The organism is Streptomyces sp. NPDC001750 (genome assembly GCF_042892615.1).
In the GTDB taxonomy this organism is placed as follows: Bacteria; Actinomycetota; Actinomycetes; order Streptomycetales; family Streptomycetaceae; genus Streptomyces.
On record NZ_JBIAUE010000014.1, the window covers coordinates 195,815 to 222,707 of the forward strand.

General features: G+C 70.5%; 26 protein-coding genes. 15 read left to right on the top strand and 11 right to left on the bottom strand.

The features are described from left to right. Positions 1-231 precede the first annotated feature (231 nt). Complete coding sequence (locus ACFYY6_RS22395; RefSeq protein ID WP_351525956.1) at positions 232-594, bottom strand: DUF3099 domain-containing protein; 363 nt, start codon at positions 592-594, stop codon at positions 232-234. A gap of 234 nt (positions 595-828) precedes the next feature. On the opposite strand from ACFYY6_RS22395, the gene ACFYY6_RS22400 reads away from it, so the two are divergent. Then, on the top strand, positions 829-1,140 hold the full coding sequence (locus ACFYY6_RS22400; protein ID WP_351525957.1) for a GlsB/YeaQ/YmgE family stress response membrane protein: 312 nt from the start codon (positions 829-831) through the stop codon (positions 1,138-1,140). 154 nt (positions 1,141-1,294) lie between these two features. Here ACFYY6_RS22400 and tyrS read toward each other — a convergent pair whose 3' ends face one another. The 3 genes from tyrS to ACFYY6_RS22415 all read right to left on the bottom strand — a co-directional run bounded on the left by tyrS (position 1,295) and on the right by ACFYY6_RS22415 (position 5,808). Continuing rightward, positions 1,295-2,560 carry a tyrosine--tRNA ligase gene (gene tyrS, locus ACFYY6_RS22405; protein WP_351525959.1) on the bottom strand — a complete coding sequence of 422 codons (1,266 nt, stop codon included), beginning with the start codon at positions 2,558-2,560 and terminating at the stop codon, positions 1,295-1,297. Between the two features lie 247 nt (positions 2,561-2,807). Continuing rightward, complete coding sequence (locus ACFYY6_RS22410; protein ID WP_351525506.1) at positions 2,808-4,202, bottom strand: metallopeptidase TldD-related protein; 1,395 nt, start codon at positions 4,200-4,202, stop codon at positions 2,808-2,810. An 82-nt stretch (positions 4,203-4,284) separates the two neighbouring features. Continuing rightward, on the bottom strand, positions 4,285-5,808 hold the full coding sequence (locus ACFYY6_RS22415) for a TldD/PmbA family protein (RefSeq protein WP_351525505.1): 1,524 nt from the start codon (positions 5,806-5,808) through the stop codon (positions 4,285-4,287). Between the two features lie 343 nt (positions 5,809-6,151). Here ACFYY6_RS22415 and fabG point away from each other — a divergent pair, with 343 nt between their 5' ends. Continuing rightward, positions 6,152-6,871 (top strand): 3-oxoacyl-[acyl-carrier-protein] reductase, encoded by a 720-nt coding sequence (fabG, locus tag ACFYY6_RS22420; protein WP_351525504.1) that lies wholly within the window; start codon positions 6,152-6,154, stop codon positions 6,869-6,871. A 5-nt stretch (positions 6,872-6,876) separates the two neighbouring features. Then, positions 6,877-7,644 (top strand): enoyl-ACP reductase FabI, encoded by a 768-nt coding sequence (gene fabI / locus ACFYY6_RS22425; RefSeq protein WP_389194773.1) that lies wholly within the window; start codon positions 6,877-6,879, stop codon positions 7,642-7,644. 219 nt (positions 7,645-7,863) lie between these two features. Here the strand turns inward: fabI and ACFYY6_RS22430 are convergent, their stop codons facing one another. Next, entirely contained in the window at positions 7,864-8,538 is a 675-nt protein-coding gene (locus ACFYY6_RS22430) for a FadR/GntR family transcriptional regulator (protein WP_351525502.1), read from the bottom strand. Between the two features lie 154 nt (positions 8,539-8,692). Between ACFYY6_RS22430 and ACFYY6_RS22435 the strand changes: the two genes are divergently transcribed. The 4 genes from ACFYY6_RS22435 (at position 8,693) to ACFYY6_RS22450 (ending at position 11,157) form a co-directional block, all read left to right on the top strand. Next, positions 8,693-9,985: an MFS transporter gene (locus tag ACFYY6_RS22435; protein ID WP_351623469.1), complete on the top strand. Its 1,293-nt coding sequence runs from the start codon at positions 8,693-8,695 to the stop codon at positions 9,983-9,985. A gap of 26 nt (positions 9,986-10,011) precedes the next feature. After that, complete coding sequence (locus tag ACFYY6_RS22440; protein WP_351525507.1) at positions 10,012-10,122, top strand: SGM_5486 family transporter-associated protein; 111 nt, start codon at positions 10,012-10,014, stop codon at positions 10,120-10,122. A gap of 235 nt (positions 10,123-10,357) precedes the next feature. Then, complete coding sequence (locus ACFYY6_RS22445; protein WP_351525500.1) at positions 10,358-10,564, top strand: hypothetical protein; 207 nt, start codon at positions 10,358-10,360, stop codon at positions 10,562-10,564. Between the two features lie 74 nt (positions 10,565-10,638). Then, complete coding sequence (locus ACFYY6_RS22450) at positions 10,639-11,157, top strand: histidine phosphatase family protein (protein WP_351525499.1); 519 nt, start codon at positions 10,639-10,641, stop codon at positions 11,155-11,157. A gap of 187 nt (positions 11,158-11,344) precedes the next feature. Here ACFYY6_RS22450 and serB read toward each other — a convergent pair whose 3' ends face one another. Next, positions 11,345-12,601: a phosphoserine phosphatase SerB gene (serB, locus tag ACFYY6_RS22455; RefSeq protein WP_351525035.1), complete on the bottom strand. Its 1,257-nt coding sequence runs from the start codon at positions 12,599-12,601 to the stop codon at positions 11,345-11,347. Between the two features lie 428 nt (positions 12,602-13,029). On the opposite strand from serB, the gene ACFYY6_RS22460 reads away from it, so the two are divergent. Then, entirely contained in the window at positions 13,030-15,684 is a 2,655-nt protein-coding gene (locus tag ACFYY6_RS22460) for an FHA domain-containing protein (protein ID WP_351623468.1), read from the top strand. A gap of 151 nt (positions 15,685-15,835) precedes the next feature. On the opposite strand, the gene ACFYY6_RS22465 is transcribed toward ACFYY6_RS22460, so the two are convergent. After that, positions 15,836-16,573 carry a transglycosylase SLT domain-containing protein gene (locus ACFYY6_RS22465; RefSeq protein WP_389194778.1) on the bottom strand — a complete coding sequence of 246 codons (738 nt, stop codon included), beginning with the start codon at positions 16,571-16,573 and terminating at the stop codon, positions 15,836-15,838. 454 nt (positions 16,574-17,027) lie between these two features. Here ACFYY6_RS22465 and ACFYY6_RS22470 point away from each other — a divergent pair, with 454 nt between their 5' ends. Continuing rightward, positions 17,028-18,173 (top strand): GAF domain-containing sensor histidine kinase, encoded by a 1,146-nt coding sequence (locus tag ACFYY6_RS22470; RefSeq protein WP_351525032.1) that lies wholly within the window; start codon positions 17,028-17,030, stop codon positions 18,171-18,173. Continuing rightward, complete coding sequence (locus ACFYY6_RS22475) at positions 18,166-18,807, top strand: response regulator transcription factor (RefSeq protein WP_351525031.1); 642 nt, start codon at positions 18,166-18,168, stop codon at positions 18,805-18,807. Before ACFYY6_RS22470 ends, ACFYY6_RS22475 begins: the two co-directional genes overlap by 8 nt. Before the next feature lie 334 nt (positions 18,808-19,141). Here the strand turns inward: ACFYY6_RS22475 and ACFYY6_RS22480 are convergent, their stop codons facing one another. Continuing rightward, positions 19,142-19,927, bottom strand: a complete 786-nt coding sequence (locus tag ACFYY6_RS22480) for a hypothetical protein (RefSeq protein ID WP_351623467.1) — start codon at positions 19,925-19,927, stop codon at positions 19,142-19,144. A 143-nt stretch (positions 19,928-20,070) separates the two neighbouring features. Between ACFYY6_RS22480 and ACFYY6_RS22485 the strand changes: the two genes are divergently transcribed. From ACFYY6_RS22485 to ACFYY6_RS22500, 4 genes are all read left to right on the top strand, one after another. After that, entirely contained in the window at positions 20,071-20,868 is a 798-nt protein-coding gene (locus tag ACFYY6_RS22485) for an ABC transporter ATP-binding protein (RefSeq protein WP_351525029.1), read from the top strand. Between the two features lie 243 nt (positions 20,869-21,111). Then, a complete protein-coding gene (locus ACFYY6_RS22490; RefSeq protein ID WP_073788349.1) occupies positions 21,112-21,540 on the top strand; it encodes an NfeD family protein in 429 nt (142 codons plus the stop codon). Positions 21,541-21,689: 149 nt separating this feature from the next. Beyond that, positions 21,690-22,622: an SPFH domain-containing protein gene (locus ACFYY6_RS22495; protein WP_351525028.1), complete on the top strand. Its 933-nt coding sequence runs from the start codon at positions 21,690-21,692 to the stop codon at positions 22,620-22,622. Positions 22,623-22,684: 62 nt separating this feature from the next. Next, positions 22,685-23,452, top strand: a complete 768-nt coding sequence (locus ACFYY6_RS22500) for a sulfite exporter TauE/SafE family protein (RefSeq protein WP_351525027.1) — start codon at positions 22,685-22,687, stop codon at positions 23,450-23,452. A 92-nt stretch (positions 23,453-23,544) separates the two neighbouring features. Here the strand turns inward: ACFYY6_RS22500 and ACFYY6_RS22505 are convergent, their stop codons facing one another. The 3 genes from ACFYY6_RS22505 to ACFYY6_RS22515 form a co-directional block, all read right to left on the bottom strand. Further along, entirely contained in the window at positions 23,545-24,051 is a 507-nt protein-coding gene (locus ACFYY6_RS22505) for an HNH endonuclease (protein WP_073788343.1), read from the bottom strand. Between the two features lie 202 nt (positions 24,052-24,253). After that, the gene (locus tag ACFYY6_RS22510) at positions 24,254-24,787 is read right to left on the bottom strand and encodes a YbhB/YbcL family Raf kinase inhibitor-like protein (RefSeq protein ID WP_351525026.1); all 534 of its coding nucleotides are present in this window, start codon (positions 24,785-24,787) and stop codon (positions 24,254-24,256) included. 117 nt (positions 24,788-24,904) lie between these two features. Next, positions 24,905-25,687, bottom strand: a complete 783-nt coding sequence (locus ACFYY6_RS22515; protein WP_351526179.1) for a sporulation protein — start codon at positions 25,685-25,687, stop codon at positions 24,905-24,907. Between the two features lie 73 nt (positions 25,688-25,760). On the opposite strand from ACFYY6_RS22515, the gene ACFYY6_RS22520 reads away from it, so the two are divergent. Next, on the top strand, positions 25,761-26,402 hold the full coding sequence (locus tag ACFYY6_RS22520; RefSeq protein WP_351526181.1) for a DNA-3-methyladenine glycosylase: 642 nt from the start codon (positions 25,761-25,763) through the stop codon (positions 26,400-26,402). The last annotated feature ends 491 nt before the right edge of the window (positions 26,403-26,893 follow it).

Sequence of the window (26,893 nt, forward strand, 5' to 3'; positions counted from 1 at the left end):
TCCCGCCACGACGCACAAAAACGACGCCGAGCAGCCACGGGGGGAGCTGCCCGGCGTCGGTCCGTCGCTCCGACGGGGGATGCGGAGCGCGTACGAAGTATGTCACGCAGACCGGGGTGCGGTGCACCGTAACTCCAGGATTGATCTGACGTCTTCGCGAATCCCGGGTTCGACGCGGACTTCCCGGGGACCGAAACCGGTCTCCAGGGCGTTACTACGGTTTCTCGTGGTTCACACGGGGTCTCCGCCACGCTTTTCGTCGTCGACGGGGCCCGACGGTGTCGTACCGGACACGGACGGGGCGTCGAGCGCCGGGCGTACCGGAGCGGGGATGAACGTCGGGGGGAGCGCGGGAGTGGTTTCCCGGCCCGCGTTGGCGATGACCACCGCCACGTACGGGAGCAGAGCTCCGAGGACCAGGGCCACGATCGCCACGTACCGCTCGACGTTCCACAACGACGCGGCCAGGATCACCGAGACCGTCCGCACGGACATCGAGATCACATAGCGCCGCTGCCTGCCGCGCACATCGTCCGCGAGCCCCTGCCTGGCTCCCGTGATCCGGAAGACCTCGACGGCGTTCTGCTTGCGCATCACGTCTCCACCACCCTTCCCCCAGCGCCCGGCGACCCGGGGGACACCTCGTTCCCGAGCCGGACATGTCCCGGTCCGGACCGCATCCACGGTACGCCCGGCGTCCGGAGGCTTCGAGGCCGGGGCGCGTCCCGTCCGCGCGATCGCGCATACGGACGCGTCCGGCATGCGACGCGGGGCAGCCGCCCCGACACTGGGCCGCAGATGCGACAGCGCGTCGCATGAGGAGGCGACATGGGCTGGCTGTGGGCAATCATCGTGGGACTCGTGCTCGGCCTGATCGCGAAAGCGATCCTGCCCGGCAAACAGAACATCCCCCTCTGGCTGACGGCGCTCCTGGGTCTCATCGGCAGCATCCTGGGCAATGCCGTCGCCACCGGGATCGGAGTCCACGACACCAAGGGCATCGACTGGATCCGCCATCTGCTCCAGCTGATCGGCGCGGTGATCGTCGTCGGTATCGGCAGCGGTCTGTGGGCCAGGATCCGTGGCTCCGGGAGCAGAGGCGCGGGCCGCGCCCAAACGAGCCGCGACCACCAGGTCTGATCCCGGACCACGACGCGCCGCGGCCGGACACGCGTCCCCACGTGCCCGGCCGCGGGCCGGCATTCAAGAACCCCGGCGGTCCGAGGCCCATGGCCGTCCGGGGCCGGTCGTCCGGGCGAGCCCGGATGTCCACCGACCCCCGGACGGCGCGAGATCAGCCGGTGACCTCGACGGCGGCGAGGTTCTTCTTGCCCCGGCGCAGCACCAGCCACCGCCCGTGCAGCAGCAGCTCACGGTCCGGTGCGCTCTCGCCGTCCGTGACCTTGACGTTGTTCACGTACGCTCCGCCCTCCTTCACCGTGCGGCGGGCACCGGACTTGCTCGGTGCCAGGCCGACCTCCACCAGGAGGTCCACCAGCGGGCCGAGCTCGGCGACCCGCGCGTGCGGGACCTCGGACAGGGCGGCGCCCAGCGTTGCCTCGTCCAACTCGCCCAGGTCGCCCTGGCCGAAGAGGGCCTTCGACGCGGCGACGACCGCGGCGCACTGGTCGGCACCGTGCACCAGCGTCGTCAGCTCCTCGGCCAGCGCGCGCTGCGCCGTCCGGGCCTGCGGACGCTCCTCGGTGACCTTCTCCAGTTCCTCCAGCTCCGCAGGGGTGCGGAAGCTGAGGACGCGCATGTACCGGGAGACGTCCCGGTCGTCCACGTTCAGCCAGAACTGGTAGAACGCGTACGGCGTCGTCAGCGTCGGGTCGAGCCAGACGGCCCCGCCCTCGGTCTTGCCGAACTTGGTCCCGTCCGCCTTCGTCATCAGCGGGGTCGCCAGCGCGTGCACCTCGGCGCCCGGCTCCAGCCGGTGGATCAGGTCGAGACCCGCGGTGAGGTTGCCCCACTGGTCGCTGCCGCCCTGCTGGAGGGTGCAGCCGTAGCGCCGGTACAGCTCCAGGAAGTCCATGCTCTGGAGCAGCTGGTAGCTGAACTCGGTGTAGCTGATGCCCTCGTCGGACTCCAGGCGCCGGGCGATGGCGTCCTTGGTCAGCATCTTGTTGACGCGGAAGTGCTTGCCGATGTCCCGCAGGAACTCGATCGCGGACATGCCCGCGGTCCAGTCCAGGTTGTTCACCATGACCGCCGCGTTCTCGCCCTCGAAGGACAGGAACGGCTCGATCTGCCTCCGCAGCCGCGACACCCACTCGGCGACCGTCGCCGGGTCGTTCAGCGTGCGCTCGGCGGTCGGCCGCGGGTCACCGATCTGACCGGTGGCCCCGCCCACCAGGGCGAGCGGCCGGAGCCCCGCCTGCTGGAGCCGGCGCATGGTGAGCACCTGCACCAGGTGGCCGACGTGCAGACTCGCCGCGGTGGGGTCGTAGCCGCAATAGAACGTGACGGGGCCGTCCGCGAGAGCCTTGCGCAGTGCGTCCTCATCGGTGGACTGGGCGAACAGCCCACGCCACTTCAGCTCGTCGACGATGTCCGTCACGGTACTTTCTCTCCTCGCATGTGCATCGGATGTGCGTCCGGACGCGTCGGGCGCGCCGGACGGCACCAGCCAGTCTAAGGGCCGTCCCGCAGTCCCCGGCGGGCGCGCGACGACAGCGGCGGCACCTCGCCGCGTTGTCGGAGCGCCCGCACACGTCCCGTATGCGGGCGCTCCTCCGCCCTGCGACGCACCGCGTCCGACGCCGCGCGCCGATCCGCCACCTATTGCCGGACAGCCCTCGGGCGGGTCAGACGCCGGGGCTCACGGAGCTCATGTTGAAGTCCGGGATGCGCAGCGCGGGCATGGCGGCCCGGGTGAACCAGTCGCTCCACTCGCGCGGCAGCGTCTTCTCGGTACGGCCCGCCTCCGCGGCCCGCGACAGCAGGTCCACCGGCGACTCGTTGAACCGGAAGTTGTTCACCTCGCCGACGACCTCCCCGTCCTCGACGAGATACACCCCGTCGCGGGTCAGCCCGGTCAGCAGCAGCGTCGCCGGATCCACCTCCCGGATGTACCACAGGCAGGTCAGCAGCAGGGCGCGGCCGGTGGTCGCGGCCACCATCTCCTCCAGGGACCGCTCCCCGCCACCGTCGAGCAGCAGGTTGTCGATCGCCGGCGCGACCGGCAGGCCGGTCAGCCCCGCCGTGTGCCGGGTGGTCGTCAGATGCTCCAGCCGGCCGTCCCGGATCCAGTCCGTCGACGCCAGCGGCAGACCGTTGTCGAAGACGGAGGCGCTGTCCCCGGACGCGTGGGCGATCACGAACGGCGCGGACTCCAGCCCCGGCGCGTGCGGGTCGCTGCGCAGCGACAGCGGCAGCTCGGTCAGCTTCTCGCCGAGCCGGGTCCCGCCGCCGGGCAGGGAGAACACCGTGCGGCCCTCCGCGGCGTCCCGTGCCGACGACGACCACAGCTGGTAGACCAGCAGGTCGGCCACGGCGGACGGCGGCAGCAGCGTCTCGTACCGTCCGGCGGGCAGGTCGACGCGTCGTTCGGCCCAGCGCAGCCGCCCGGCCAGTTCCGTGTCGAGTTCGAGGGGGTCGACGTCCCGGAAGTCGCGGGTGGAGCGGCCCGCCCAGGCCGACCGGGTGCGGTCGGGGGACTTGGCGTTCAGCTCCAGCGTCCCGTTCGGCTGGTCGTGGCGCAGGCGCAGCCCCGTCGACGTGCCGAGGTAGGTGGAGGTCATCTGGTGGTGGGCGAAGCCGTACAGCTCGCGGCCGCCCGACCGGGCACGGGCGAACGCGTCGCCGAGCGCCGGGGCGAACGCCGCGAAGACGTCCGGACCCGTCTCGGCCGGCGCGTCGGTGAAACCGGGGGACGGCGGCACCCCCTCGACCAGCGGCTGGGCGTCCTCCGCCGGACCGGCTCCGCGCGCGGCGGCCTCGGCCGCCCGCACCAGCGGCTCCAGGTCGTCGGCGGTGACGGCGGACCGCGACACCACACCGGACGCGGTGCCCTGCGCGCCGTCGACGGTCGCGACGACGGTGAGGCTCCGCCCCCGCGTCACCCCGTTCGTCGTCAGCGCGTTCCCGGCCCAGCGCAGATTCGCGGACGACTCCTCGTCCGCGATGACGACACACCCGTCGGCCGTGGACAGGTCGAGTGCCCGCTCGACGATCTCGTGCGGCTTGGTCACGCGGCTCATCGCCCGGCCTCCTGCGTCGTGTTGAGACTGTGCCCGCCCGGGGGACGCCCCCCGGACCCCCGGCCGGTTCCGTGGTGACCGCTCATCGCCCGGCCTCCTGCGTCGTGTTGAGGATGTTCACGCCCCGGAAGAGGGCGGAGGGGCACCCGTGCGAGACGGCCGCGACCTGGCCCGGCTGGGCCTTGCCACAGTTGAACGCGCCGCCCAGGACGTACGTCTGCGGACCGCCGACCTTCTCCATCGAGCCCCAGAAGTCCGTCGTCGTCGCCTGGTACGCGACGTCGCGCAGCTGGCCGGCCAGTCGGCCGTTCTCGATGCGGAAGAACCGCTGCCCGGTGAACTGGAAGTTGTAGCGCTGCATGTCGATCGACCACGACCGGTCGCCGACCACGTAGATCCCGCGCTCCACCCCGCCGATCAGGTCCTCCGTGGACAGCCCGCCCGGATCCGGCCGCAACGACACGTTCGCCATGCGCTGCACGGGGACGTGGCCGGGCGAGTCCGCGTACGCGCAGCCGTTGGAGCGGCCCAGCCCCGTCAGCTTCGCCATCCGCCGGTCCAGCTGGTACCCGACGAGTGTGCCGTCCTTGATCAGGTCCCAGGACTGCGCCTCGACGCCCTCGTCGTCGTACCCGATGGTCGCCAGCCCGTGCTCGGCGGTCCGGTCACCGGTCACGTTCATCACGGGGGAGCCGTACGCCAGACTCCCCAGCTGTTCGAAGGTGGCGAACGAGGTGCCCGCGTACGCCGCCTCGTAGCCCAGGGCCCGGTCCAGTTCGGTGGCGTGGCCGATCGACTCGTGGATGGTCAGCCACAGATTCGACGGGTCGACGACCAGGTCGTACGTCCCCGCCTCGACGCTCGGCGCCCGCATCTTCTCCGCCAGCAGGCCGGGGATCCGCTCCAGCTCGTCGTCCCAGTCCCAGCCGGTCCCGGTCAGGTACTCCCAGCCGCGGCCCACCGGCGGCGCGATCGTCCGCATCGAGTCGAACTCACCGGTGGTCCCGTCCACGGCGACCGCGGTCAACTCGGGGTGCAGCCGCACCCGCTGCTGCGTGGTGACGGTGCCCGCCGTGTCCGCGTAGAACTTGTTCTCGTGAACGGTCGTCAGCGAGGCGTCCACGTGCGTGACGCCCTCCGCCCGCAGCAGCCGCCCGCTCCACTCGGCGAGCAGTCCCGGCTTCTCCTCGTCCGGTACGGAGAACGGGTCGATCTCGTACGACGAGACCCACGTCCGCTCGCCGTGCACCGGCTCGTCGGCCAGCTCCACCCTCTCGTCGGACCCGGCCGCGGCGATCACCTTCGCCGACAGTTTCGCCATGGCGACGGCCTGCGAGGCGACCTTCGCCGCGGCGTCCATCGTGAGATCCACGCCCGAGGCGAACCCCCACGCCCCGCCGTGCACCACCCGTACCGCGTACCCGAGGTCGGTGGTGTCCGAGCTCCCGGCGGGCCGGGCGTCCCGCAGCCGCCAGGACGCGCTGCGCACCCGCTCGAAACGGAAGTCCGCGTGCACGGCCCCGAGCGCCCGGGCCCGGGCGAGCGCCGCGTCGGCCAGCGAGCGCAGGGGCAGGGCCAGGAACGACTGATCTACTTCGTGGGCCACGAAGGGCTCCCCTCCTCGGATGGGATCTGTCCTCTGACGGGTCCTGGCAGTGAATCATGCAGCGGGCCGCCGCCGGACGGCCACGGGGCGCGTGTGGTGTCGCGGCACCGTACGCGGTCCCGGACTCCCTGGCCACGTACGACAAACGGGCACCGGTGACCGCCGGGGGAGAGGGCCTGCCCGCGCGTGCCCCGGGATCGACGGAACGAGGCCGCCGGGCCCGAGGGAACTGTAGGAACTCCACAGTGCCCGGGGGAAGGCGCTGTCAGGGGCCGATTCCTCGCGGAGCGGGTGGTACCGATAGGTTTCCGAGGTACCAGACCGCTATCGAAAGGGTGATCCGTTGAGCCGCTCGGTTCTCGTCACCGGAGGAAACCGGGGCATCGGCCTCGCCATCGCCCGCGCTTTCGCCGCCAACGGCGACAAGGTCGCGATCACCTTCCGCTCCGGCGAGCCCCCCCAGGAACTCACCGAGGCGGGTTGCCTCGCGGTCCGTTGCGACATCACGGACGCCGAACAGGTGGAGCAGGCCTACAAGGAGATCGAGGACAAGCACGGCCCCGTCGAGGTACTGGTCGCCAACGCCGGTATCACCAAGGACCAGTTGCTGATGCGGATGTCCGAGGACGACTTCACGTCCGTGCTCGACACCAACCTCACCGGCACGTTCCGGGTCGTCAAGCGCGCCAACCGCGGCATGCTGCGGGCCAAGAAGGGCCGCGTCGTCCTGATCTCCTCCGTCGTCGGGCTGCTCGGCTCGGCGGGGCAGGCGAACTACGCCGCCTCCAAGGCGGGTCTGGTCGGCTTCGCCCGGTCGCTGGCCCGTGAACTCGGCTCGCGGAACATCACCTTCAACGTCGTCGCACCCGGTTTCGTCGACACCGACATGACCCAGGTGCTCAGCGAGGAGCAGCGCAAGGGCATCGTGTCCCAGGTGCCGCTCGGCCGCTACGCGCAGCCCGAGGAGATTGCCGCCGCGGTGCGCTTCCTCGCCTCCGACGACGCTTCGTACATCACTGGAGCCGTCATCCCCGTTGACGGCGGATTGGGCATGGGTCACTGATCACCATGAGCGGAATTCTCGACGGCAAGCGCATCCTCGTCACCGGCGTGCTGATGGAGTCCTCCATCGCGTTCCACGCCGCCAAGGTGGCCCAGGAACAGGGCGCCGAAGTCATCCTGACCGCCTTCCCCCGGCCCACGCTGACCGAGCGCATCGCCAAGAAGCTGCCGAAGCCGGCCAAGGTCATCGAGCTGGACGTGACCAACACCGAGCACCTGGACCGGCTCGCGGACCTGGTCCGTGACGAGCTCGGTTCGCTCGACGGCGTCGTCCACTCCATCGGCTTCGCGCCGCAGGACGCGCTCGGCGGCAACTTCCTGAACACTCCGTTCGAGTCCGTCGCCACCGCGATGCACGTCTCGGCGTTCTCGCTGAAGTCGCTCGCCATGGCCTGCAAGCCGCTGATGAACGAGGGCGGCTCGATCGTCGGCCTCACCTTCGACGCGCAGTTCGCCTGGCCGCAGTACGACTGGATGGGCCCGGCCAAGGCCGCGCTGGAGGCCACCTCCCGCTACCTCGCCCGCGACCTGGGCAAGGACGACATCCGCTGCAACCTGGTCTCGGCCGGACCGCTCGGCTCCATGGCCGCGAAGTCCATCCCGGGCTTCTCCGACCTCGCCAAGGTGTGGGACACCCGCTCCCCGCTGACCTGGGACATGGCGGACCCGGAGCCGGCCGGCCGCGGCATCGTCGCCCTGCTCTCGGACTTCTTCCCGAAGACGACGGGCGAGATCATCCACGTCGACGGCGGCGTGCACATGATGGGCGCCTGACCCCGTACGGGCCCTGAGACGCGACGGCCGCGTACCACCTGCGAACAGGCGGTACGCGGCCGTCGTGCGCGCCGGGCCGGGCCCGGTCCGCTCGCGCCGGGTCCCGGTCCGCTCAGGTCGAGAAGACGGTCGGTCCACCGCAGAATGTGGAGGAATTGGACTTTCGGACGGCGTGGAGGGCGTCGGCCCGCACGGATGCAGCGGGTTCGCCCGGTTCCGTCAGACCCGGTCCACCAGGCAGCTCAGCGCGTGGCTCGCGGCCTCGGCCGCCGCGGTCTCGGCGTCCCCCGCCCGGATCGCCTCGACCAGACGGCCGTGGTCCATGTGGTTCTCCGGCCGCAGCTCCCGGCCGACATTGCTCCTGAGACGGTCCCGCAGCAGGCTGCCCAGATCGGCGTACAGGCCGGTCAGCACGTCGTTGTGCGAGGCCGCGACGACGGCCAGATGCAGCGTCGCGTCCGCCTCGACGAACGCCTCGGCGTCGCCGTCGGCCCAGGTCTCCTCGCGGCGCTCCATGAGCGTGTCCAGCTGCTTCAGGTCCCGCTCGGTGCGCCGGGCGGCGGCCAGCCGGGCCGCGGACGACTCCAGGGTGGAACGCAGCTCGGCGATGTGCCGCGGATCGGCGTTGGCGAAACGGCGGTGCATCACCCCGGCCAGTTCACTGGTGGCGACCACATAGGTGCCCGAGCCCTGCCGGATGTCGAGCAGGCCGTTGTGCGCGAGCGCGCGCACGGCCTCGCGGACCGTGTTGCGCGCCACCCCCAGTTGCTCCACCAGTTCGGGCTCGGTGGGAATGCGCGAGCCCACGGGCCACTCGCCCGAGGTGATCTGGTTCCTCAGCTGGGCAATCACCTGGTCGGCGAGTGCCGAACGCCGGGGGGACGTCAGCGCCATGGTGCTCCTTGCTCGGGTCGCTCGGTCGATCGGGGGTTCGTGCGGGGCGTACGGGACACATGTCGTGCGCGGGGCACCCCGGATGTTCCCGGCCGTTCCCCGCTGTTCTCAGAGCATTGGACAAGTAATCATCCCATGATTCTATGATGAGCTCATGCCCGACGAGCCCCAGCCGCAGAACCGAACCCGGACCCTGAGCCCCACCGCCCCGGACGTCCGGGCCGGAACCCCGACCCCCCGCACCTCGCGGACCGCACCGGCCGCCAACCGGCTGCTCCCGCTGGTCGCTGTCGGGCTCGTCCTCACCGCGCTCAACCTCCGCCCCGCCATCACCAGCCTCGGCGCCCTCCTCGAAGAGGTGCGGGACGGACTGCACATGAGCGGCAGCGTCGCCGGTGTCCTCACCTCGGTGCCGCCGCTCTGCTTCGCGGTCTTCGGCATCACGGCCCCGCGCCTGGCCCGTCGCTTCGGGCCTGCCGCCGTCGTCTGCGCCGGCATGGTCGCCATCACCGCCGGTCTGGTGATCCGGCCCCTGGTCGGCGGCACGGCCGGCTTCCTCGCCGCCAGCGCGCTCGCCCTCATGGGCATAGCCGTCAGCAACGTCCTGATGCCGGTGATCGTCAAGCGCTGGTTCCCGGACCGCGTCGGCTCCATGACCGGGCTCTACTCGATGGCGCTGGCCCTCGGCACCTCGCTGGCCGCCGCGGTGACCGTGCCCATGACCAGCGCGCTGGGCGGAAACTGGCGGACGGGCCTCGGCGTCTGGGCCGTTCTGGCCGCCGTCGCGGTCCTGCCCTGGATCCCGCTGCTGAGGGACCGCGGCGGCGCCGCGGGACGGTCCGGGGCCCAGCACCGGGACACCCCGGAACTCAGGATCACCCGCAGCCGCACCGCCTGGGCCCTCGCCTGCTTCTTCGGCCTCCAGGCCACGGCCGCGTACATCACCATGGGATGGATGCCGCAGATCTTCCGCGACGCGGGGGTCTCGGCCGGCACCGCCGGAGTGCTGCTCGCCCTCACCATGGCGCTCGGCGTGCCGCTGGCCTTCGTCATCCCCAAGGTCGCCTCCCGGATGAGGAACCAGGGCCCCATCGTCCTCTTCCTCGGCAGCTGCGGCCTCGCCGGATACGCGGGCCTCCACCTCGCACCGGCCGGCGGGGCCTGGGCCTGGGCGCTGCTCCTCGGCATCTCGAACTGCGCCTTCCCACTCGCCCTGACCATGATCGGGATGCGCTCGCGCAGCGGGGCCGGAGTGGTTCGTCTCTCCGCGTTTGCGCAGTCCGTCGGCTATCTCATCTCGATCCCCGGCCCGTTGCTCATCGGCGTCCTGTACCAGCACAGCGGCGGCTGGGGACTGCCGCTCGCGCTGATGGCGGGCCTGATGGTGCCGCAGATGGCGGCCGGGTTCCTGGCCGGGCGGGACCGGACGATAGAGGACGAGTGCTGAGGTGCAAGACTGACCCCATGTCTCCTGTGCTCGACCCCAATCCCCAGAACGGTCAGAAGAAGCTCCTCCTCGTGCTCGGGGCGATGCTTCTCGTCACGGTGATCATCGGGGTGGTCGCCTCGATCGCGTCCCCCTGACCGGTCCGGGGCCGCTCACCCGTGCCGGTCGGACTCGTACCGCTCGGCCCGGGCCCGCACCGGCGTCTGTCCCGAGCGGCCCGATTCCCCGGCCGAACAGGCGGATGGTGGGGCCTGCCCCACCATCCCCTAGGGGGCTGGGCTCAGGGTGAAGTGGGTGGACCGCCGGATGGGACCGGTGCCCCGGCGTCCGTAGGTTCGTGGTTGTCGGAACCAGCGATCCACGGAGGCGGACATGTCGGCTCCCGCACCTACCCGGCCCACGGCCGCGCCCACGGGCGGACTCGACGTGCGGCTGCCGTGGTGGGCCGTCGCGCTGCCCACGGTCGCGTTCGCCGCGCTCCTGCTGATGATCATGGGATCCGGTGACGCCCACGCGGCGTCGGCCGACCCCGCGGTCGGTCGGCTGCTCGCGCGAGCCCTCGCCCTGTTCACCGGCTGACGTCGCCCGGGGTCTGCGCGGGAGCCCGTCAACCCCCTGCGCCGGGCGGCACGTTTCATGCGAAGCTGAGGTGTATGAGCGTCGATACACCTCGCAGGATCGTCCTTCTCAGGCACGCGAAGGCGGAATGGTCGCAGGACTCCGACCACGAGCGGCCGCTCGCGGAACGCGGCCGCAGGGATGCCCCCGTCGCGGGCCGCAAACTCGTCGACTCCGGGATCAACCTCGATCTGGCCCTCTGCTCCACCGCCGCCAGGACGCGCGAGACGTGGAAGCTCGCGGTGCACGAGATGCCGCGACGCCCGCGGACCGTGTACGAGGAGCGGCTGTACGAGGCGTCTCCCGGCGAGCTGATCGCTCTGATCAATGAGACCTCCGACGATGTGCGCGATCTTCTGCTCATCGGCCACAACCCCGGCATGCACGCGGTCGCCGACGCCCTCTCGGCGTCGGCCGAGGGAGACGCCCTGGCGAGGATGCACCGCGGCGGTTTCCCGACGGCCGCGTTCGCCGTCGTCGCGTTCTCCGGTTCCTGGAAGGGCGTGGAGCACGGCGTGGGCAGGCTCGTCGAGTACTGGACCCCCAACGACTGACCCGCCGTCCACGGCCCACCGCCGTCCACGGCCCACCGCCGTCCACGGCCCACCGCCGTTCGTCCGGCCCACCGCCGTTCGTCCGGGCCGCCTCATGGGAAGGGCCCCGGTACGGAAGCTCACCGCTTCCGTACCGGGGCCCTTCCCGTCGTCGGGGACATCCGAGGCGACGGACGCGACGGACGCGTCAGTCCACCAGGCCGTCGGCGGCCTCGACCTCCTCGCGGGTGATGCCCAGCAGGTACAGCACGGTGTCCAGGAACGGCACGTTCACCGCGGTATGGGCGGCCTCGCGGACCACCGGCTTGGCGTTGAAGGCCACCCCGAGCCCCGCCGTGTTCAGCATGTCCAGGTCGTTGGCACCGTCACCGATCGCGACGGTCTGCGCGAGTGGCACCCCGGCCTGCGCGGCGAAACTGCGCAGCAGACGGGCCTTGCCGGCCCGGTCGACTATGTCCCCGACGACCCGCCCGGTGAGCTTGCCGTCGACCACCTCCAGCGTGTTGGCGGAGGCGAAGTCGAGCCCGAGCCGTTCCTTCAGATCGTCGGTGACCTGCGTGAAGCCGCCCGACACCACCCCCACCTGGTACCCGAGCCGCTTCAGCGTACGGATCAGGGTCCGGGCGCCCGGCGTCAGCCGCACCTCGGCCCGCACCTTGTCCACCACCGACGCGTCGAGCCCCGCCAGCAGGGCCACCCGCGCGTGCAGCGACTGCTCGAAGTCGAGCTCGCCGCGCATCGCCCGCCCGGTCACCTCGGCGACCTTGTCCTCGCAGCCCGCGTGGGCGGCGAACAGCTCGATGACCTCGTCCTGGATGAGCGTCGAGTCGACGTCCATGACGACCAGCCGCTGCGCCCTGCGGCTCAGCCCGGCCGACACCACCGCGACGTCGACACCGATCTCGGCGGACTGTGTCGCCAGGGCCGTCCGCAGCTCCTCGGTGCCGGTTCCGGAGACCGCGAACTCGACGGCCGTCACCGGGTACTTCGCGAGCCGGAAGATCCGGTCGATGTTGCCGCCCGTCGAGGTGATCCTGGCCGCTATGGCGGCTGTCGACTGCGCGGTCAGCGGGTGCCCGAGCACCGTCACGTGGGAGCGCCCGCAGCCGCGCGGACGGTTGTCGCCCGTGCCGGAGATGATCTCGGCCTGGAGCTTCAGCGACTCCGCCCAGCTGTGCACGGTCGCCCGCAGATCGCCCTCGGTGGTGCCGGCCGCGTCCGGCGTCGTGATCAGCGCGCACAGGACGATGCGACCGCGGGTGACGACCTGCTCGATGTCGACGACATCGACCGAATAGGCCGCGAGAGTGTCGAAGAGCCCGGCGGTGATCCCCGGGCGGTCCTTCCCGAAGATCTTCACGAGAAGGGTGGGGGTGTCGGCGCCCTGGCGGGATTCCCCGGGCACGGGAGACGGCGAGGACTGAGGTGGCTGCGATGCGCTCATGGTGCTTCCACCGTATCTGTCCGCCTCCTCGCCCCGGCGGCCCGTCCCGAGGGCCGGACAGCGGCCCGCCCGGTGTTCCCGGCCCTCGTACCCGCCGTACGCGCACCGCGACGGAGCGCGTACGCAGCCCGGCTTCCCCGGGCCGGGGCCCGGCACCCGGCGTCGTCCGCCCGGTCGCGGACCGGCCCCGTTCCCTCGTGATTCACGCGGACTTCGCCGACGTTCACGCAGATTTCGCTCCCGTTCGGGGCACTCGTGGCGGCTTGCCGTCCTCCGGACCGTTCGTCCCGCCCGGTGGTGCCGCCCCGGGCCCCGCAGGGTCTTCACCCCTGCCCGGCTTTCGTATCCGGGACCGCTCCTGGAATAGTTCCCCACGATGTTCAGCATCCCTAGACCCCCTGCGACGGGGGTCAATCGGGGGACGACAAGTGGGGCGCGGAGTGCCGGAACTCGTACTTGAATTGAATGGCAGGACCTGGACGCTCGATCCGTCCAGGCCGTACACCGTGGGGCGCGATCCGCAGGGGGACCTGACGATCGAGGACGCCAGGGTGTCGTGGCGGCACGCCACGATCAGCTGGGGAGGCCGTGGCTGGTTCATCGAGGACCACGGCAGCACGAACGGCACCTATGCCCAGGGCCGTCGCATCCAGCAGTTGGAGATCGGCCCCGGCGTCGCCGTGCACCTGGGCAACGCCAATGACGGACCGCGGCTGAGCTTCGCCGCCGCGGAAACGGGTGCCGCCGCAGACGCCGGTGCCTACGGCGGACAGGGCGCGGGCGCGCAGCAGCCTCCCGTCCAGCAGGCCCAGCAGGCCCAGCAGCCTCAGCAGGCGCCCGCCCACCAGCCACAGCAGGCCGGTGCGGGCTGGCAGGGCGGCCAGGCGCCCGCTCAGCAGCAGCCGCACCAGGGCTGGCAGCAGGCCCCCCAGGGGCACCAGGCCCCTCAGGGACACCAGCCGCAGCAGCCCGTGCAACCCCAGCAGCCCCAGGTCCCGCACCAGCAGGCCATGGGGCCCACACCCGGCGCGGCCGGGCCCGGCGGTGTCGCGGGGGCCCCGTCGGTGCGCGGCGACCGGAGCCCGACCACGTTCCACCAGCTGGCCCTCGGCCGCGTGATGCGCATCGGCCGCGCGCTGGAGAACGAACTGGTCGTCTCCGACCTCCAGGTCTCGCGGCACCACGCCGAATTCCACGCGACGCCCGACGGCCGTTTCGAGCTCCGTGACCTCGGCTCGCACAACGGCACCTACGTCAACGGTCAGCCGCTCCCCAAGTCCGGTTCCGCGCTCATCGGCCCGAACGACATCGTCGGCGTCGGTCACTCGACGTTCCGCCTGGTCGGCGACCGGCTGGAGGAGTTCGTCGACACCGGTGAGGTCACGTTCTCCGCCCGCCACCTCACCGTGACGGTCGACGGCGGGAAGCAGATCCTCAAGGACGTCTCGTTCGGCGTCCCGGAGAAGTCGCTCGTCGCGGTCATCGGCCCGTCCGGCTCCGGCAAGTCCACCCTGCTCAAGGCGCTCACCGGCTACCGGCCCGCCAACCAGGGCGACGTGCTCTACGACAACCGGAACCTGTACAAGCAGTTCGCCGAGCTGCGCCAGCGCATCGGTCTGGTCCCGCAGGACGACATCCTGCACAAGGAACTCACCGTCACCAAGGCCCTCAAGTACGCGGCCAAGCTCCGCTTCCCCGCGGACACCACCGAGGCCGAGCGCGAGGCCCGCATCCACGAGGTCCTCGCCGAGCTCAAGCTCGACATCCACAAGGACAAGAAGGTCACCTCGCTCTCCGGAGGCCAGCGCAAGCGCGTCTCCGTGGCGCTGGAGCTGCTCACCAAGCCGTCGCTGATCTTCCTGGACGAGCCGACCTCCGGTCTCGACCCGGGCATGGACCGTGACGTCATGCAGCTGCTGCGCGGTCTGGCCGACGACGGGCGCACGGTCCTCGTCGTCACCCACTCCGTGGCCGAGCTGGCGCTCTGCGACAAGCTGCTCGTCATGGCGCCGGGCGGGGCCGTCGCCTACTTCGGCCCGCCGGAAGAGGCGCTCAACTTCTTCGGCTACACCACCTGGGCCGACGTGTTCTCCGCGTTCGAGAACTACCGCGACTACGACTGGGCGGGCCGCTGGCGCGGCTCCCAGCACTACCAGATGTACGCCGCGGACATCGACGCCGTCGCCGCCCAGCCCGTGCACATGCCGACCCCGCAGCAGATACGCCCGCCCAAGCCGCAGAGCTGGTCGGCCCAGCTGTGGACATTGATCCGCCGCTACCTCTCGGTGATCGCGTCCGACAAGGGCTTCATGGGCCTGATGGTGATCCTGCCCGCCGTGCTCGGCCTCGTCAGCGTGGTCATCCCGGCCAAGTTCGGCCTGGCGGCGCCGGAGCCGCCGTCCCGGTTCAACAGCGCCGCCGGCACGATCATGCTGATTCTCGCGGTCGGCATGTGCTTCAGTGGTGCGGCCAACTCCGTACGAGAACTGATCAAGGAACGCGTCATCTACGAACGGGAACGGGCCACCGGTCTCTCCCGTTCCGCCTACCTGATGTCCAAGGTGATCGTTCTCGGAGTCATCACGGCCCTCCAGGGCGTCATCATCTGCGGTATCGGCTTCGCCACCCGCAAGCTGCCCGACGAGGGCCTGATCATGCCGCCCGCCGTCGAACTCTGCGTGACGATCATCGTGCTCGGCTTCACCTCGATGATGTTCGGCCTGGTGATCTCCTCGCTGGTGAAGACCTCCGAGAAGACCATGCCGCTGCTGGTCATGTTCGCGATCGTCCAGGTCGTCTTCACCGGCATCCTCTTCCAGGTGTACGGCTCGCCGGGCCTGGAGCAGTTCGCCTGGCTGATGCCGTCCCGCTGGGCCATCGCCGGCGCGGGTGCCACCCTCGACCTCTCGCACCTCATGGCACCGTGGGACCCCAAGGACCCGACCGACCTGGACCCGCTGTGGGAGCACACGGCCGGTCAGTGGGCGCTGGACGTCTCGGTGCTGCTGTTCCTCGGCATCGTCTGCGGCTTCGCGGTCGCGCGACTGCTGCGTCGCCACGAGCCGGAGGTCATGCGCAAGTAGAGCCCCATGGGCCCGCGCGCGGACGGCCGTGCCATGGGCGCCGACGGGCATCGGCACGCACAACGCCGGAGGGCGGCACCCCAGCACTGGGGTGCCGCCCTCCGGCGTATGCGCGTCGGACGGGGGACGTACGCCGTACGCCTTGATCCGGTCAGTACGCGCTGTTGACGTTGTCGATCGAGCCGTAGCGGTCGGCGGCGTAGTTGGCCGCGGCCGTGAGGTTGGCGACCGGGTCGTAGATGTTCTTCGAGGTGCCGGGCACGTGGTACGCGTCGAACGTGGGCTGGATGACCTGGAGCAGGCCGCGGGACGGGACGCCGTTGCGGGCGTTGATGTCCCAGTCGTTGACCGCGTACGGGTTGCCGGAGGACTCCCGGATGATGTTCTTGTGCAGACCGTGGTAGGTGCCGGGGATGCCGTGCGCCCTCATGACGTCCAGCGCCTCCCGGATCCACCCGTCCAGGTTGTTCGCGTAGACCGGGGTACGGACCGTGGAGCGGCTCGCGGGGGCGTCCTCGACCTGGCTCCGGGCCTTGGCCTCGGCGACGGCGGTGGCCTTCGCCCTGGCGGCGGCCTCGGTCTTCTTCTTGACCGCGACTTCCTTGGCGCGGGCCTGGTCGGCGGCCTTCACCAGCTTCTCGGCGGTCGAGTTCTGCTCGATGAAACTGGCCTGCAGCGCCTTGGCGTGCGGGTTGCCGACGACGGAACCGAACACCACGGGCGCGGTGGACGCGGCGGCCTCGGCCTCGGTCTCGGGCTTGGACTCGGCGTTGGCGGGGACGAGCGAGAACGAAAGGGACGCGACGGCAGCGGCTGCGATACCTGCGAGGGAGAACTTCTGGGCCTTGTTCAGACGACTACGACGGGCGGGGACGCTGGACACGGTCATGCAGAGATACCTCTTCGAATCGCGGAAGTCCTCACGGAGGACGAAGACGGGAAGCGCTGCGTGCGCACCTCCGTCGGGGACGAGAGCAATTCTTAGCGCCAGCAAAATTCGCTGGCAAAGGTGTGACGTACGACCCCGGATAGTGGACCGGGGAGGCTCTCGATCGGGGCGGCCCGCGCTCCTGCACAGTGTTGCCGCACTTATGTGTCCACTAGCATCCTTCGTAAGTGATGTGGGTCCTATGCCCGGCCTCACACCGGTCGTCCGGCAAACTCACTAACCGTTGCTCAAGCAATTCGGAGGGTGAGGAGTCGGGATACGAGCCCCGAGAGCGCCCGCACCGGCCTCGCCGTGCGGCAGCGGCGGTCCGACGACAGGGCCTAGTTCCCGAGCCCTAAGCGGCAGCCGCCCACAGGCCGATACGGCGTACGCGTCCCGCTTGTACGGTGAGGCCATGAGCCATCGCCCACCGTCGGGCCTCGCAGCGGTGAGTGCCGCACTCCTCGCCATGAGCCGGCCACTCGAAGTGCGCGACGTTTTGAAGACGATCGTCGCCTCGGCCCGCGAACTGCTGGACGCCGAGTACGCCGCACTGGGTGTCCCCGACGACCACGGAGGTTTCGCCCAGTTCGTCGTCGACGGCGTCAGCGACGAGCAGTGGAGGGCCATCGGCCCGCTGCCCCGGCAGCACGGCGTCCTCGCCGCGATGCTCCACGAGGCGCGGCCCGAGCGCCTCGCCGACGTCCGGAAGGACCCCCGCTTCGGGGGCTGGCCCGCCGCCCACCCCGACATGTCCGACTTCCTCGGCCTGCCCATCCGGGACGGCGACGCGACCCTCGGCGCGCTCTTCCTCGCCAACAAGCGCTGCCCGAAACCGGAGGGCAGCTGCGGTTTCACCGCCGAGGACGAGGAACTGCTGTCGATCCTCGCCCAGCACGCGGCGATCGCCCTCACCAACGCCCGGCTGTACGAACGCAGCCGGGAACTGACCATCGCCGAGGAGCGCTCCAGGCTCGCCCATGAGCTGCACGACGCCGTCAGCCAGAAGCTGTTCTCGCTGCGCCTCACGGCGCAGGCGGCCACCGCCCTGATCGACCGCGACCCGGTCCGCGCCAAGGGAGAGCTCCACCAGGTGGCCGCGCTCGCCGCGGAAGCCGTGGACGAACTGCGCGCGGCCGTCGTCGAACTGCGCCCGGCCGCCCTCGACGAGGACGGCCTCGTCGCCACGCTGCGCACCCAGATCCAGGTCCTGGACCGCGCCCACGCGGCCCGGGTCACCTTCACCGGCAAGGGCGTACGCGCCCTGCCCGCGGCCCAGGAGGAAGCGCTGCTCCGGGTCTCCCAGGAAGCCCTGCACAACGCCCTGCGCCACTCGGGCGCCGCACACGTCGACGTCACCCTGACCCGGCACGGCAACGGCGCACGGCTGCGCATCACCGACGACGGCGGCGGCTTCGACCCCGCGGCGACCAGGCAGGCCGGCCGCCACCTGGGCCTGGTGTCGATGCGGGACCGCGCGAGCGGGGTCGGCGGAAGGCTCACCGTTGAATCGGCGCCCGGCAAGGGCACCACGATCGAGATGGAGATACCCGGTGGCTGACAAGATCATCAGGGTGCTGCTGGTCGACGACCACCAGGTGGTCCGCCGCGGTCTGCGTACGTTCCTGGAGATCCAGGACGACATAGAGGTGGTGGGCGAGGCGTCCGACGGCGCCGAGGGCGTGGCCAGGACCGAGGAACTCCGTCCCGATGTCGTCCTGATGGACATCAAGATGCCCGGAACCGACGGGATCGAGGCCCTGCGCAGACTCCGTGAGCTGGCGAACCCGGCCAAGGTCCTGATCGTCACCAGCTTCACCGAACAGCGCACCGTCGTGCCCGCCCTCCGGGCCGGGGCCTCCGGCTATGTGTACAAGGACGTCGACCCCGACGCCCTGGCAGGGGCGATCCGCTCGGTGTACGCCGGACACGTGCTCCTCCAGCCGGAGGTCGCGGGAGCCCTGCTCACCCAGGACGAAGGCGGCGGCACGGGCCGGGGGAGCACCCTCACCGAACGGGAACGGGAAGTACTGGGCCTGATCGCCGACGGCCGCTCCAACCGCGAGATCGCACGGGCCCTGGTCCTCTCCGAGAAGACCGTCAAGACCCACGTCTCGAACATATTGATGAAGCTGGACCTCTCGGACCGGACCCAGGCGGCCCTCTGGGCCGTACGGAACGGGGCGGCCGGCTGAGCCGAGCGGCACCGCTACCGGGCGCACCCCGGACGGTGCCGGCCGGCTGAGCGGAACGGCACCGTGACCGGGCGCACCCCGACGGCGCACGCGCCCGCGACCGGGCACGGCCGGAGGGGCGCACCGCGGACGATGCGCACGTCGCGGACGGTGTGCGCGCCGCGACCGGACGCCCTCGCAGGGTGCGCACCGCGACATGGGACGCCCGTCGGTGCGCGCGTCGCCCGTCCGGCGGGAGGTCCGGCCACGCGGACGCGACCGTCCCTCCACGCGCTCGGGTCTTCCCGCGCCCCGGCCGGGCGCCGACCCGCCCCGGGGGCGGCGCCCGCCGGACCTACTGTTCCCGCCCGCGCTCCTCCACGCAGGCGTTGTACGCGGCGACCTGCGCCCTCCGGGCCACCCGCTCGACCGGCCGCAGCGCCTCCGCACGTGCCGCGATCTCCGAGGCGCTCACCGCCCCGCCGTGCCCGTTCCCGTACGCCACCGAGACCAGCAGCCCGACCCGCTGTGCCAGCTCCAGCACCCGCACCGCACGCGGCGGATACCCCGGAGCCAGCACCTCGCGGCTCCGCTCCGCCCGCGCCCGGTACGCGTCCACCGCCGCCTCCGCCATCGGCCCGGAACCGGCCACGTCCAGCCGCGACAGCACCTCCGTCGCGTCCCGCAGCGCCTCGGCGAGCTCCCGCTCCGCCTCGCCCAGCGACGGCACGTCGGCCGGTGGAGCCTCCCGTACCGGCAGGCAGTGCCACACCACCTCGACGTGAAGATCCCCCTCCGGTCCCCGCTCGCTCACCTCGGGAACCAGCCCGTACGGGGCACCGGAGGCGATCACCGCCTCCTCCGCCTCCAGTGCCCGTGCGTTGAACTCCGGCGGACCGCTCAGCCCCAGCGGATGCCCCGGGGCGGGCAGCGCGACCCGGAACCCGCTCACCCCCAGGGCGCGCAACCGCCCGAGCGCCAGCGTCAGCCCCACCGGCCCCGCCTCGCCCGGCAGCCCCTCCACGCGGTGCACCGCGTCCTCCCCGACGATGGCGAGCACCGCGTCGTCCGGGGACACGAGTCCCGCGAGCAGCGCGTTCCCCCAAGCGGCCAGCAAACCTGAGCGTGGTTCCGAAAGCATGGGGACAGCCTAGGGAACAGGCGGGCGGCCCGGGGGCACTCGGGCCCAGCGCCGGGCACACTCCCGCGGTGGCGTAGATTTCCCTGGGAGCTGTGCCCACAGGCACGCGACGACCTCGACACTGTATGGGGAGACAACGCGCCATGAGCGATGTGCTGGAGCTGGTGGACGTATCCGTGGTCCGCGACGGACGTGCTCTGGTGGAAGACGTCTCCTGGCAGGTCAAGGAGGGGGAGCGCTGGGTCATCCTCGGCCCGAACGGCGCGGGCAAGACGACCCTCCTCAACATCGCGTCCAGCTACCTCTTCCCGAGCACCGGCACCGTCGGCATCCTCGGCGAACAACTCGGCGGCGTCGGCACCGACGTCTTCGATCTCCGCCCCCGCATCGGCATGGCGGGCGTCGCCATGGCCGAGAAGCTGCCCAAGCGCCAGACCGTCCTGCAGACCGTGCTCACCGCGGCCTACGGCATGACCGCCACCTGGCACGAGAACTACGAAGCCGTCGACGAGGAGCGCGCCCGCGCCTTCCTCGACCGCCTCGGCATGAACGAGTACCTCGACCGCAAGTTCGGCACCCTGTCCGAGGGCGAGCGCAAGCGGACGCTGATCGCCCGCGCCATGATGACCGACCCCGAACTGCTGCTCCTCGACGAGCCCGCGGCGGGACTCGACCTCGGCGGACGCGAGGACCTGGTCCGCCGCCTCGGCCGGCTGGCCCGCGACCCCTACGCCCCCTCCATGATCATGGTCACCCACCATGTCGAGGAGATCGCCCCGGGCTTCACCCACGTCCTGATGATCCGCCAGGGCAAGGTGCTCGCCGCCGGGCCCATGGAGACCGAGCTCACCTCGCGCAACCTCTCGCTCTGCTTCGGCCTGCCGCTCGTCGTCGAGCACACGGGCGACCGCTACACGGCCCACGGACTCCCGCTGTCCTGAGACGTCCGTGCCGAGGCGTCCGTACCCGGGGCGCCCGTGCTGAGACGTCCCTCCTGAGGCGTCTCTCCCGGGACGTCCTCCCCGGGGAGAGCGGAAGCCGCCGACCGCCCGACGGCCATCGCCCACCCCGGCTGCCATCGCCCGCCGTCCACCGCCGACCATGGGCCGCCCGGGCCGTGGGGCCGTCGAGCCTGTCCGCTTGCGCACTGTCCGCGAGGGCACCCGCGGTCCTACGATGACCACGTGGACATCGACGCGTGGGTGTGGTGGCTGATCGGCGCGGCGGGGCTGGGCATCCCGCTCGTCCTGACCGCGATGCCCGAATTCGGCATGTTCGCCGTCGGAGCGGTCGCCGCCGCGGTCGTCGCGGCGCTCGGCGGCGGCATCGTGGTCCAGGTGCTGGTGTTCCTCGTGGTCTCCGTGGCGCTCATCGCCGTGGTGCGCCCGATCGCCACCAGGCACCGCGCAGACCGACCCCAACTCGCCACGGGCATCGATGGACTGAAAGGCCGTCAGGCGGTCGTCCTGGAACGGGTCGACGGCAACGGCGGCAGGATCAAGCTGGCCGGCGAGATCTGGTCCGCCCGGGCACTCGACGGGGACCAGAGCTTCGATCCGGGCCAACAGGTCGATGTCGTCGACATCGACGGAGCAACAGCAGTCGTCATGTGACCGAATCACCCCCACCGCAGCGCGCGTTCTGTCAGACTCGAAGTCGATCATCATGAGATCGAGGGCGCAGCCGTTCTCGACCTCTTCACTCGATCTCGACCTCGATCACCCGCGATCCGTCGGCAACCGAAGGGCAATGAGGAACCACGATGCAACCGATCATCATCGTCCTGATCATTCTGGTGGTGCTCGTCTTCATCGCCCTGATCAAGACGATCCAGGTCATTCCGCAGGCCAGCGCCGCCATCGTGGAGCGCTTCGGCCGCTACACCCGTACGCTCAACGCGGGCCTGAACATCGTCGTTCCGTTCATCGACACGATCAGGAACCGCATCGACCTGCGTGAACAGGTCGTCCCGTTCCCGCCCCAGCCGGTGATCACCCAGGACAACCTGGTCGTCAACATCGACACCGTCATCTACTACCAGGTGACGGACGCCAGGGCCGCCACGTACGAAGTCGCCAGCTACATCCAGGCGATCGAGCAGCTCACGGTCACCACCCTCCGCAACATCATCGGTGGCATGGACCTGGAACGGACGCTGACCTCCCGCGAGGAGATCAACGCCGCGCTCCGCGGAGTCCTCGACGAGGCGACCGGCAAGTGGGGCATCCGCGTCAACCGCGTCGAACTCAAGGCGATCGAGCCCCCCACCTCCATCCAGGACTCGATGGAGAAGCAGATGCGCGCGGACCGCGACAAGCGCGCCGCGATCCTCCAGGCCGAAGGAACCCGTCAGTCCGCGATCCTCACCGCGGAGGGCGAGAAGCAGTCCGCCATCCTGCGCGCCGAGGGTGAAGCCAGGGCGTCCGCCCTGCGGGCGGAGGGCGAGGCCCAGGCCATCCGTACGGTCTTCGAGTCCATCCACGCCGGTGACCCGGACCAGAAGCTCCTCTCGTACCAGTACCTCCAGATGCTCCCGAAGATCGCCGAGGGCGATGCCAACAAGCTCTGGATCGTGCCCAGCGAGATCGGTGACGCACTGAAGGGCCTCAGCGGCGCCTTCGGCAACCTCGGCAACGGCGCCCCCGGATTCGACACCGGCGGCAAGGAGCGGCGGGAACAGCCCCCGGTCGAATGATGCGTACATGCCCTCGTGCATGATCGGTGCACGACGCATCGACCATGCACGGGGGAGTCGCCATGACCATCTGGGAGATGCTCGCCGTCTTCGCGGCGGGCATCGGCGCCGGCACGATCAACACGATCGTCGGATCCGGAACGCTGATCACCTTCCCGGTGCTGCTCGCCACCGGGCTGCCCCCGGTCACCGCCACCGTCTCCAACGCGCTCGGCCTGATCCCCGGCTCGATCAGCGGCGCCATAGGCTATCGCGTGGAGCTCGCGGGGCAGAGCCGCCGGGTCCTCAAGCTCGCCGTCGCGGCCCTGATCGGCGGTCTCACCGGGGCCACGCTCCTGCTGTCCCTGCCGTCCACGGCCTTCGAGACCATCGTGCCGGTCCTGGTGACGCTGGCCCTGATCCTGGTCATCCTGCAACCGCGCATCAGCAGGGCTGTCCAGCGACGACGCGAGCACAACGGCGGTCCCACCCGCACCGACGGCGGCCCCCTCCTCTTCACCGGGCTGATGCTCGCCAGTGTCTACGGCGGCTACTTCACCGCCGCCCAGGGGATCATCTACCTCTCCCTGATGGGGATGCTGCTCGACGACACGATGCAGCGGCTCAACGCCGTCAAGAACGTCCTGGCAGCCGTCGTCAACAGCATCGCCGCGCTCTTCTTCCTCTTCGTCGCGGACTTCGACTGGACGGCGGTCGTGCTGATAGCGGTCGGCTCCGCCCTGGGCGGCCAGATCGGTGCGAAGGTCGGCCGCCGCCTCAGCCCCACCGTCCTGCGCACCCTCATCGTCGTGGTCGGCACGGTCGCCATCGTCCAGTTGCTGCTCCGCTGACACGGCCGGCACACAGGAAGCCGCCCTCGCAGGAGGACGGGCTTCCCGTGTGTTCGACGCGTATGTCTCGGTGGGTGCCGCGCGTACGCCGACTACGCGGCGGCGTGATCCAGCCATTCCGGCAGCGCGGACCGGTCGTCGGTCCGCATCGCCAGCAGCATCGCCTCCGCGGGGGAGGGGACGAACGGCTGCCGCAGCAGCGGCATTCCGGCCTGCTCCGGCGTCCGGGCCGCCTTGCGGTGGTTGTCCTCGGCGCAGGACGCCACCGTGTTCAGCCAGGTGTCCTGGCCGCCCTGGGCCCGCGGCACCACGTGGTCGACGGTGCTCGCCCGCCGTCCGCAGTACGCGCACCGGTGCTGGTCCCGTATCAGCACGCCCCTCCTGGACCACGGGGCCTGTCTTCGGAACGGCACCCGTACGTACCGGCAGAGCCTGATCACCCTGGGCACCGGGATGTCCACGGCGGCGCCACGCATGCGGAGATCGGGGTGGGACTGCTCGACGACGGCCTTGTCCTGCAGCACCAGCACCACCGCACGGTTCAGCGTCACCGTCGACAGCGGCTCGAAGCTCGCGTTCAGCACCAGCGTGTCCCGCATCTCGCCCACCTCCCGTGTGCCGCCCGCCCCCTGGCAGGCCCGGAACAACTCTGGCCGGGCAGGCTGTGAGGGACAACGCAATAAAAAATGCCCTGCCCCGATCGCTTCAGGACCAGGGCAGGGCGAACAACGGGGAAACTCTGGGTTCCGGCGACCTCTCGGGCCGCCCGCCCGGGGTGGTCTCCCGGTGACGGCTCGGCGCCTACGCGGCCGGGGCCTCGTACTCACCGATCAGCTGGGCACGCCCCAGCGCGTGGAACCGCAGATTGAACCCGACGACCGCGGGCGACGTGTCGCTGTCGACCCCGAGCTTCTCGCTGTCGACGGCGTACACGGTGAAGACGTAGCGGTGGTTCTCGCCGGCCGGCGGCGCGGCGCCGCCGAAGTCCTTCGTCCCGTAGTCGTTGCGGGCGTGCACGGCCCCGGCGGGCAGTCCGGCGAACTCCCCGCTGCCCGCACCGGCCGGCAGCTCGGTGACCGAGGCCGGGATGTCGAAGAGCACCCAGTGCCAGAACCCGCTGCCCGTGGGGGCGTCGGGATCGAAGCAGGTCACGGCGAAACTCTTGGTCTCCGCGGGGAAACCCTCCCACCGCAGCTGCGGCGAAGCGTTCCCGGCCGCCAGCACCTGCGCGTCGGCCAGCACGGCCCCGGGGGCGAGATCGTCGCTCACCACCGTGAACGACGGCACCTCGGGATGGAAGTCGTGCGGCAGCGGCGCCCTTTTCTGCTCGGTCACGTCAGCACCTCTCCTGATCGCCCTGCCGCCGTCGGCAGGTCTTTCCCCGACCCTAGTGCCGTGGACGGCGGTGTCCGCGGGGCGGACACCGCCGTCCACGGCACCGGAACCGGATTGTCAGAACCAGTTGCGCCGACCGCCGACCTCGGCGAGCCACTGGTTGAGGTACGCCGCCCAGTCCGTCGTGTGGAAGTCGTTCAGCCCGACCTTGAAGGAACGGTAGGTGTCGCTGCCCTCGCTGAAGAGTCCCGGCTTCTTGTCCATCTCCAGGACGACGTCCATCTCGCGGTCGTCCGCGACGAACGACAGCTCCACCTGGTTGAGCCCGCGGTACTGCTGCGGCGGGTAGAACTCGATCTCCTGGTAGAACGGCAGCCGCTGGCGCGTACCGCGAATGTGGCCGCGCTCCATGTCCGCGCTGCGGAAACCGAAACCGAGCCGCCCGAAGGCGTCGAGAATCGCCTCCTGGGCCGGCAGCGGATGCACATTGACGGGGTCCAGGTCGCCGGAGTCCACCGCCCGAGCGATCTCCAGCTCCGTGGTCACGCCGATGTGCATGCCGTGCAGGTGCTGACCGGCGAACATCGTGATCGGCGTCTCCCACGGGATCTCGAGCCCGAACGGAACGACGTGCACCGCACCGGCCTGCACCTGGAACGCGCCACCGAGCCGGAGCTTGGTGAACTCGATGTCCTGCTTGGTCTCCGTGTCCTGCCCCTCGACCTCGACCCGGGCCTGCAGCCCCACGGAGAGCCCCTCGATCTGCTGATCCACGCTGCCGCCCTGGATCCGCACCTCGCCCTGGACGACCCCGCCCGGTACGACGTTGAGTTCGCTGAGCTCGGTCTCCACCGAAGCACCGCCGGCACCCAGGCTCGCGAGCAGCCGTTTGAAGCCCATGTTCTCTCCTCCTAGATCCTGACCCCTAGATACGCCCCAGGACCGCGGTCGGTTCCCGGTACCCTCGAACGTCATGACCGAGGGTCTGGAACGTACACCGCTCACCCGCGACTTCTTCGACCGCCCCGTACTGGACGTGGCCCCCGACCTGCTGGGCCGGATCCTGGTCCGCACCACACCCGACGGCCCCATCGAGCTCCGCCTCACCGAGGTCGAGGCGTACGCGGGCGAGGCCGACCCCGGATCGCACGCCTTCAGGGGCCGCACTCCACGCAACAGCGTCATGTACGGACCGCCCGGTCACGCGTACGTCTACTTCACGTACGGCATGTGGCACTGCCTCAACCTGGTGTGTGGCCCGGAGGGCAGGGCTGGCGGTGTCCTGCTCCGCGCGGGCGAGATCCAGGTGGGCGCCGAACTCACCCGGGTACGCCGGACCTCCGCCCGCAACGACAAGGAACTGGCCAAAGGACCGGCCAGACTGGCCACCGCCCTCGACATCGACCGCGCGCTCGACGGCACCGACGCCATCGCCCACCCCGGCAACGCGCTGCACCTGCTGCATGGCACCCCACCGCCCCACGACCGGGTACGCAATGGTCCGCGTACCGGAGTCGGCGGCGACGGAGCCACACATCCGTGGCGGTTCTGGATCGACGGCGACCCCACGGTGAGCCCCTACCGGGCCCATGTGCCACGCCGCCGCGCAACTTGACTCGCCCATGCGGACCACCTAATGTGGTCTGAGCCGTTTGAAACGGGCACTGTTGTCGGTGCGATCCATAGGATCGACCGAAGCAGCTCGAAGCGGCAAACCACTACTTTCGACACACACCCTCAGGGTGTGTTTTCGTCATGCCGTAATTCGGATTGATTTGGCTCGATTATGAGCGGTCCGAGAAATCGGTTAACGTAGTGGCCACGCCGAAAGGCGAAGGCCCTCCAACGGCCATCGGAATCGAAATTCGGACCGGAAACGGAACGGAAAAAGAATCTGGTAAGGTTGGAAAAGCCGAAAGGGAAAAGCGCGAAAGCGTGGGACCTGGAAGGCGAACCCGCTTCGACCGGGAATCGGACACGAAAGAGTCTGATAGAGTCGGAAACGTAAGATCGAAGGGAAAAGCCCGGAGGAAAGCCTGGACCGGAAGGTCGGGGTGAGTACAAAGGAAGCGTCCGTTCCTTGAGAACTCAACAGCGTGCCAAAAG

Excerpts from the sequence above, each read along its gene's own strand:
- ACFYY6_RS22395 (WP_351525956.1), bottom strand. The coding sequence starts at position 594 with ATGCGCAAGCAGAACGCCGTCGAGGTCTTCCGGATCACGGGAGCCAGG.
- ACFYY6_RS22400 (WP_351525957.1), top strand. The coding sequence starts at position 829 with ATGGGCTGGCTGTGGGCAATCATCGTGGGACTCGTGCTCGGCCTGATC.
- ACFYY6_RS22410 (WP_351525506.1), bottom strand. The coding sequence starts at position 4,202 with ATGAGCCGCGTGACCAAGCCGCACGAGATCGTCGAGCGGGCACTCGAC.
- fabI (WP_389194773.1), top strand. The coding sequence starts at position 6,877 with ATGAGCGGAATTCTCGACGGCAAGCGCATCCTCGTCACCGGCGTGCTG.
- ACFYY6_RS22430 (WP_351525502.1), bottom strand. The coding sequence starts at position 8,538 with ATGGCGCTGACGTCCCCCCGGCGTTCGGCACTCGCCGACCAGGTGATT.
- ACFYY6_RS22435 (WP_351623469.1), top strand. The coding sequence starts at position 8,693 with ATGCCCGACGAGCCCCAGCCGCAGAACCGAACCCGGACCCTGAGCCCC.
- ACFYY6_RS22445 (WP_351525500.1), top strand. The coding sequence starts at position 10,358 with ATGTCGGCTCCCGCACCTACCCGGCCCACGGCCGCGCCCACGGGCGGA.
- ACFYY6_RS22450 (WP_351525499.1), top strand. The coding sequence starts at position 10,639 with ATGAGCGTCGATACACCTCGCAGGATCGTCCTTCTCAGGCACGCGAAG.
- serB (WP_351525035.1), bottom strand. The coding sequence starts at position 12,601 with ATGAGCGCATCGCAGCCACCTCAGTCCTCGCCGTCTCCCGTGCCCGGG.
- ACFYY6_RS22465 (WP_389194778.1), bottom strand. The coding sequence starts at position 16,573 with ATGACCGTGTCCAGCGTCCCCGCCCGTCGTAGTCGTCTGAACAAGGCC.
- ACFYY6_RS22470 (WP_351525032.1), top strand. The coding sequence starts at position 17,028 with ATGAGCCATCGCCCACCGTCGGGCCTCGCAGCGGTGAGTGCCGCACTC.
- ACFYY6_RS22480 (WP_351623467.1), bottom strand. The coding sequence starts at position 19,927 with ATGCTTTCGGAACCACGCTCAGGTTTGCTGGCCGCTTGGGGGAACGCG.
- ACFYY6_RS22485 (WP_351525029.1), top strand. The coding sequence starts at position 20,071 with ATGAGCGATGTGCTGGAGCTGGTGGACGTATCCGTGGTCCGCGACGGA.
- ACFYY6_RS22495 (WP_351525028.1), top strand. The coding sequence starts at position 21,690 with ATGCAACCGATCATCATCGTCCTGATCATTCTGGTGGTGCTCGTCTTC.
- ACFYY6_RS22500 (WP_351525027.1), top strand. The coding sequence starts at position 22,685 with ATGACCATCTGGGAGATGCTCGCCGTCTTCGCGGCGGGCATCGGCGCC.
- ACFYY6_RS22505 (WP_073788343.1), bottom strand. The coding sequence starts at position 24,051 with ATGCGGGACACGCTGGTGCTGAACGCGAGCTTCGAGCCGCTGTCGACG.
- ACFYY6_RS22515 (WP_351526179.1), bottom strand. The coding sequence starts at position 25,687 with ATGGGCTTCAAACGGCTGCTCGCGAGCCTGGGTGCCGGCGGTGCTTCG.
- ACFYY6_RS22520 (WP_351526181.1), top strand. The coding sequence starts at position 25,761 with ATGACCGAGGGTCTGGAACGTACACCGCTCACCCGCGACTTCTTCGAC.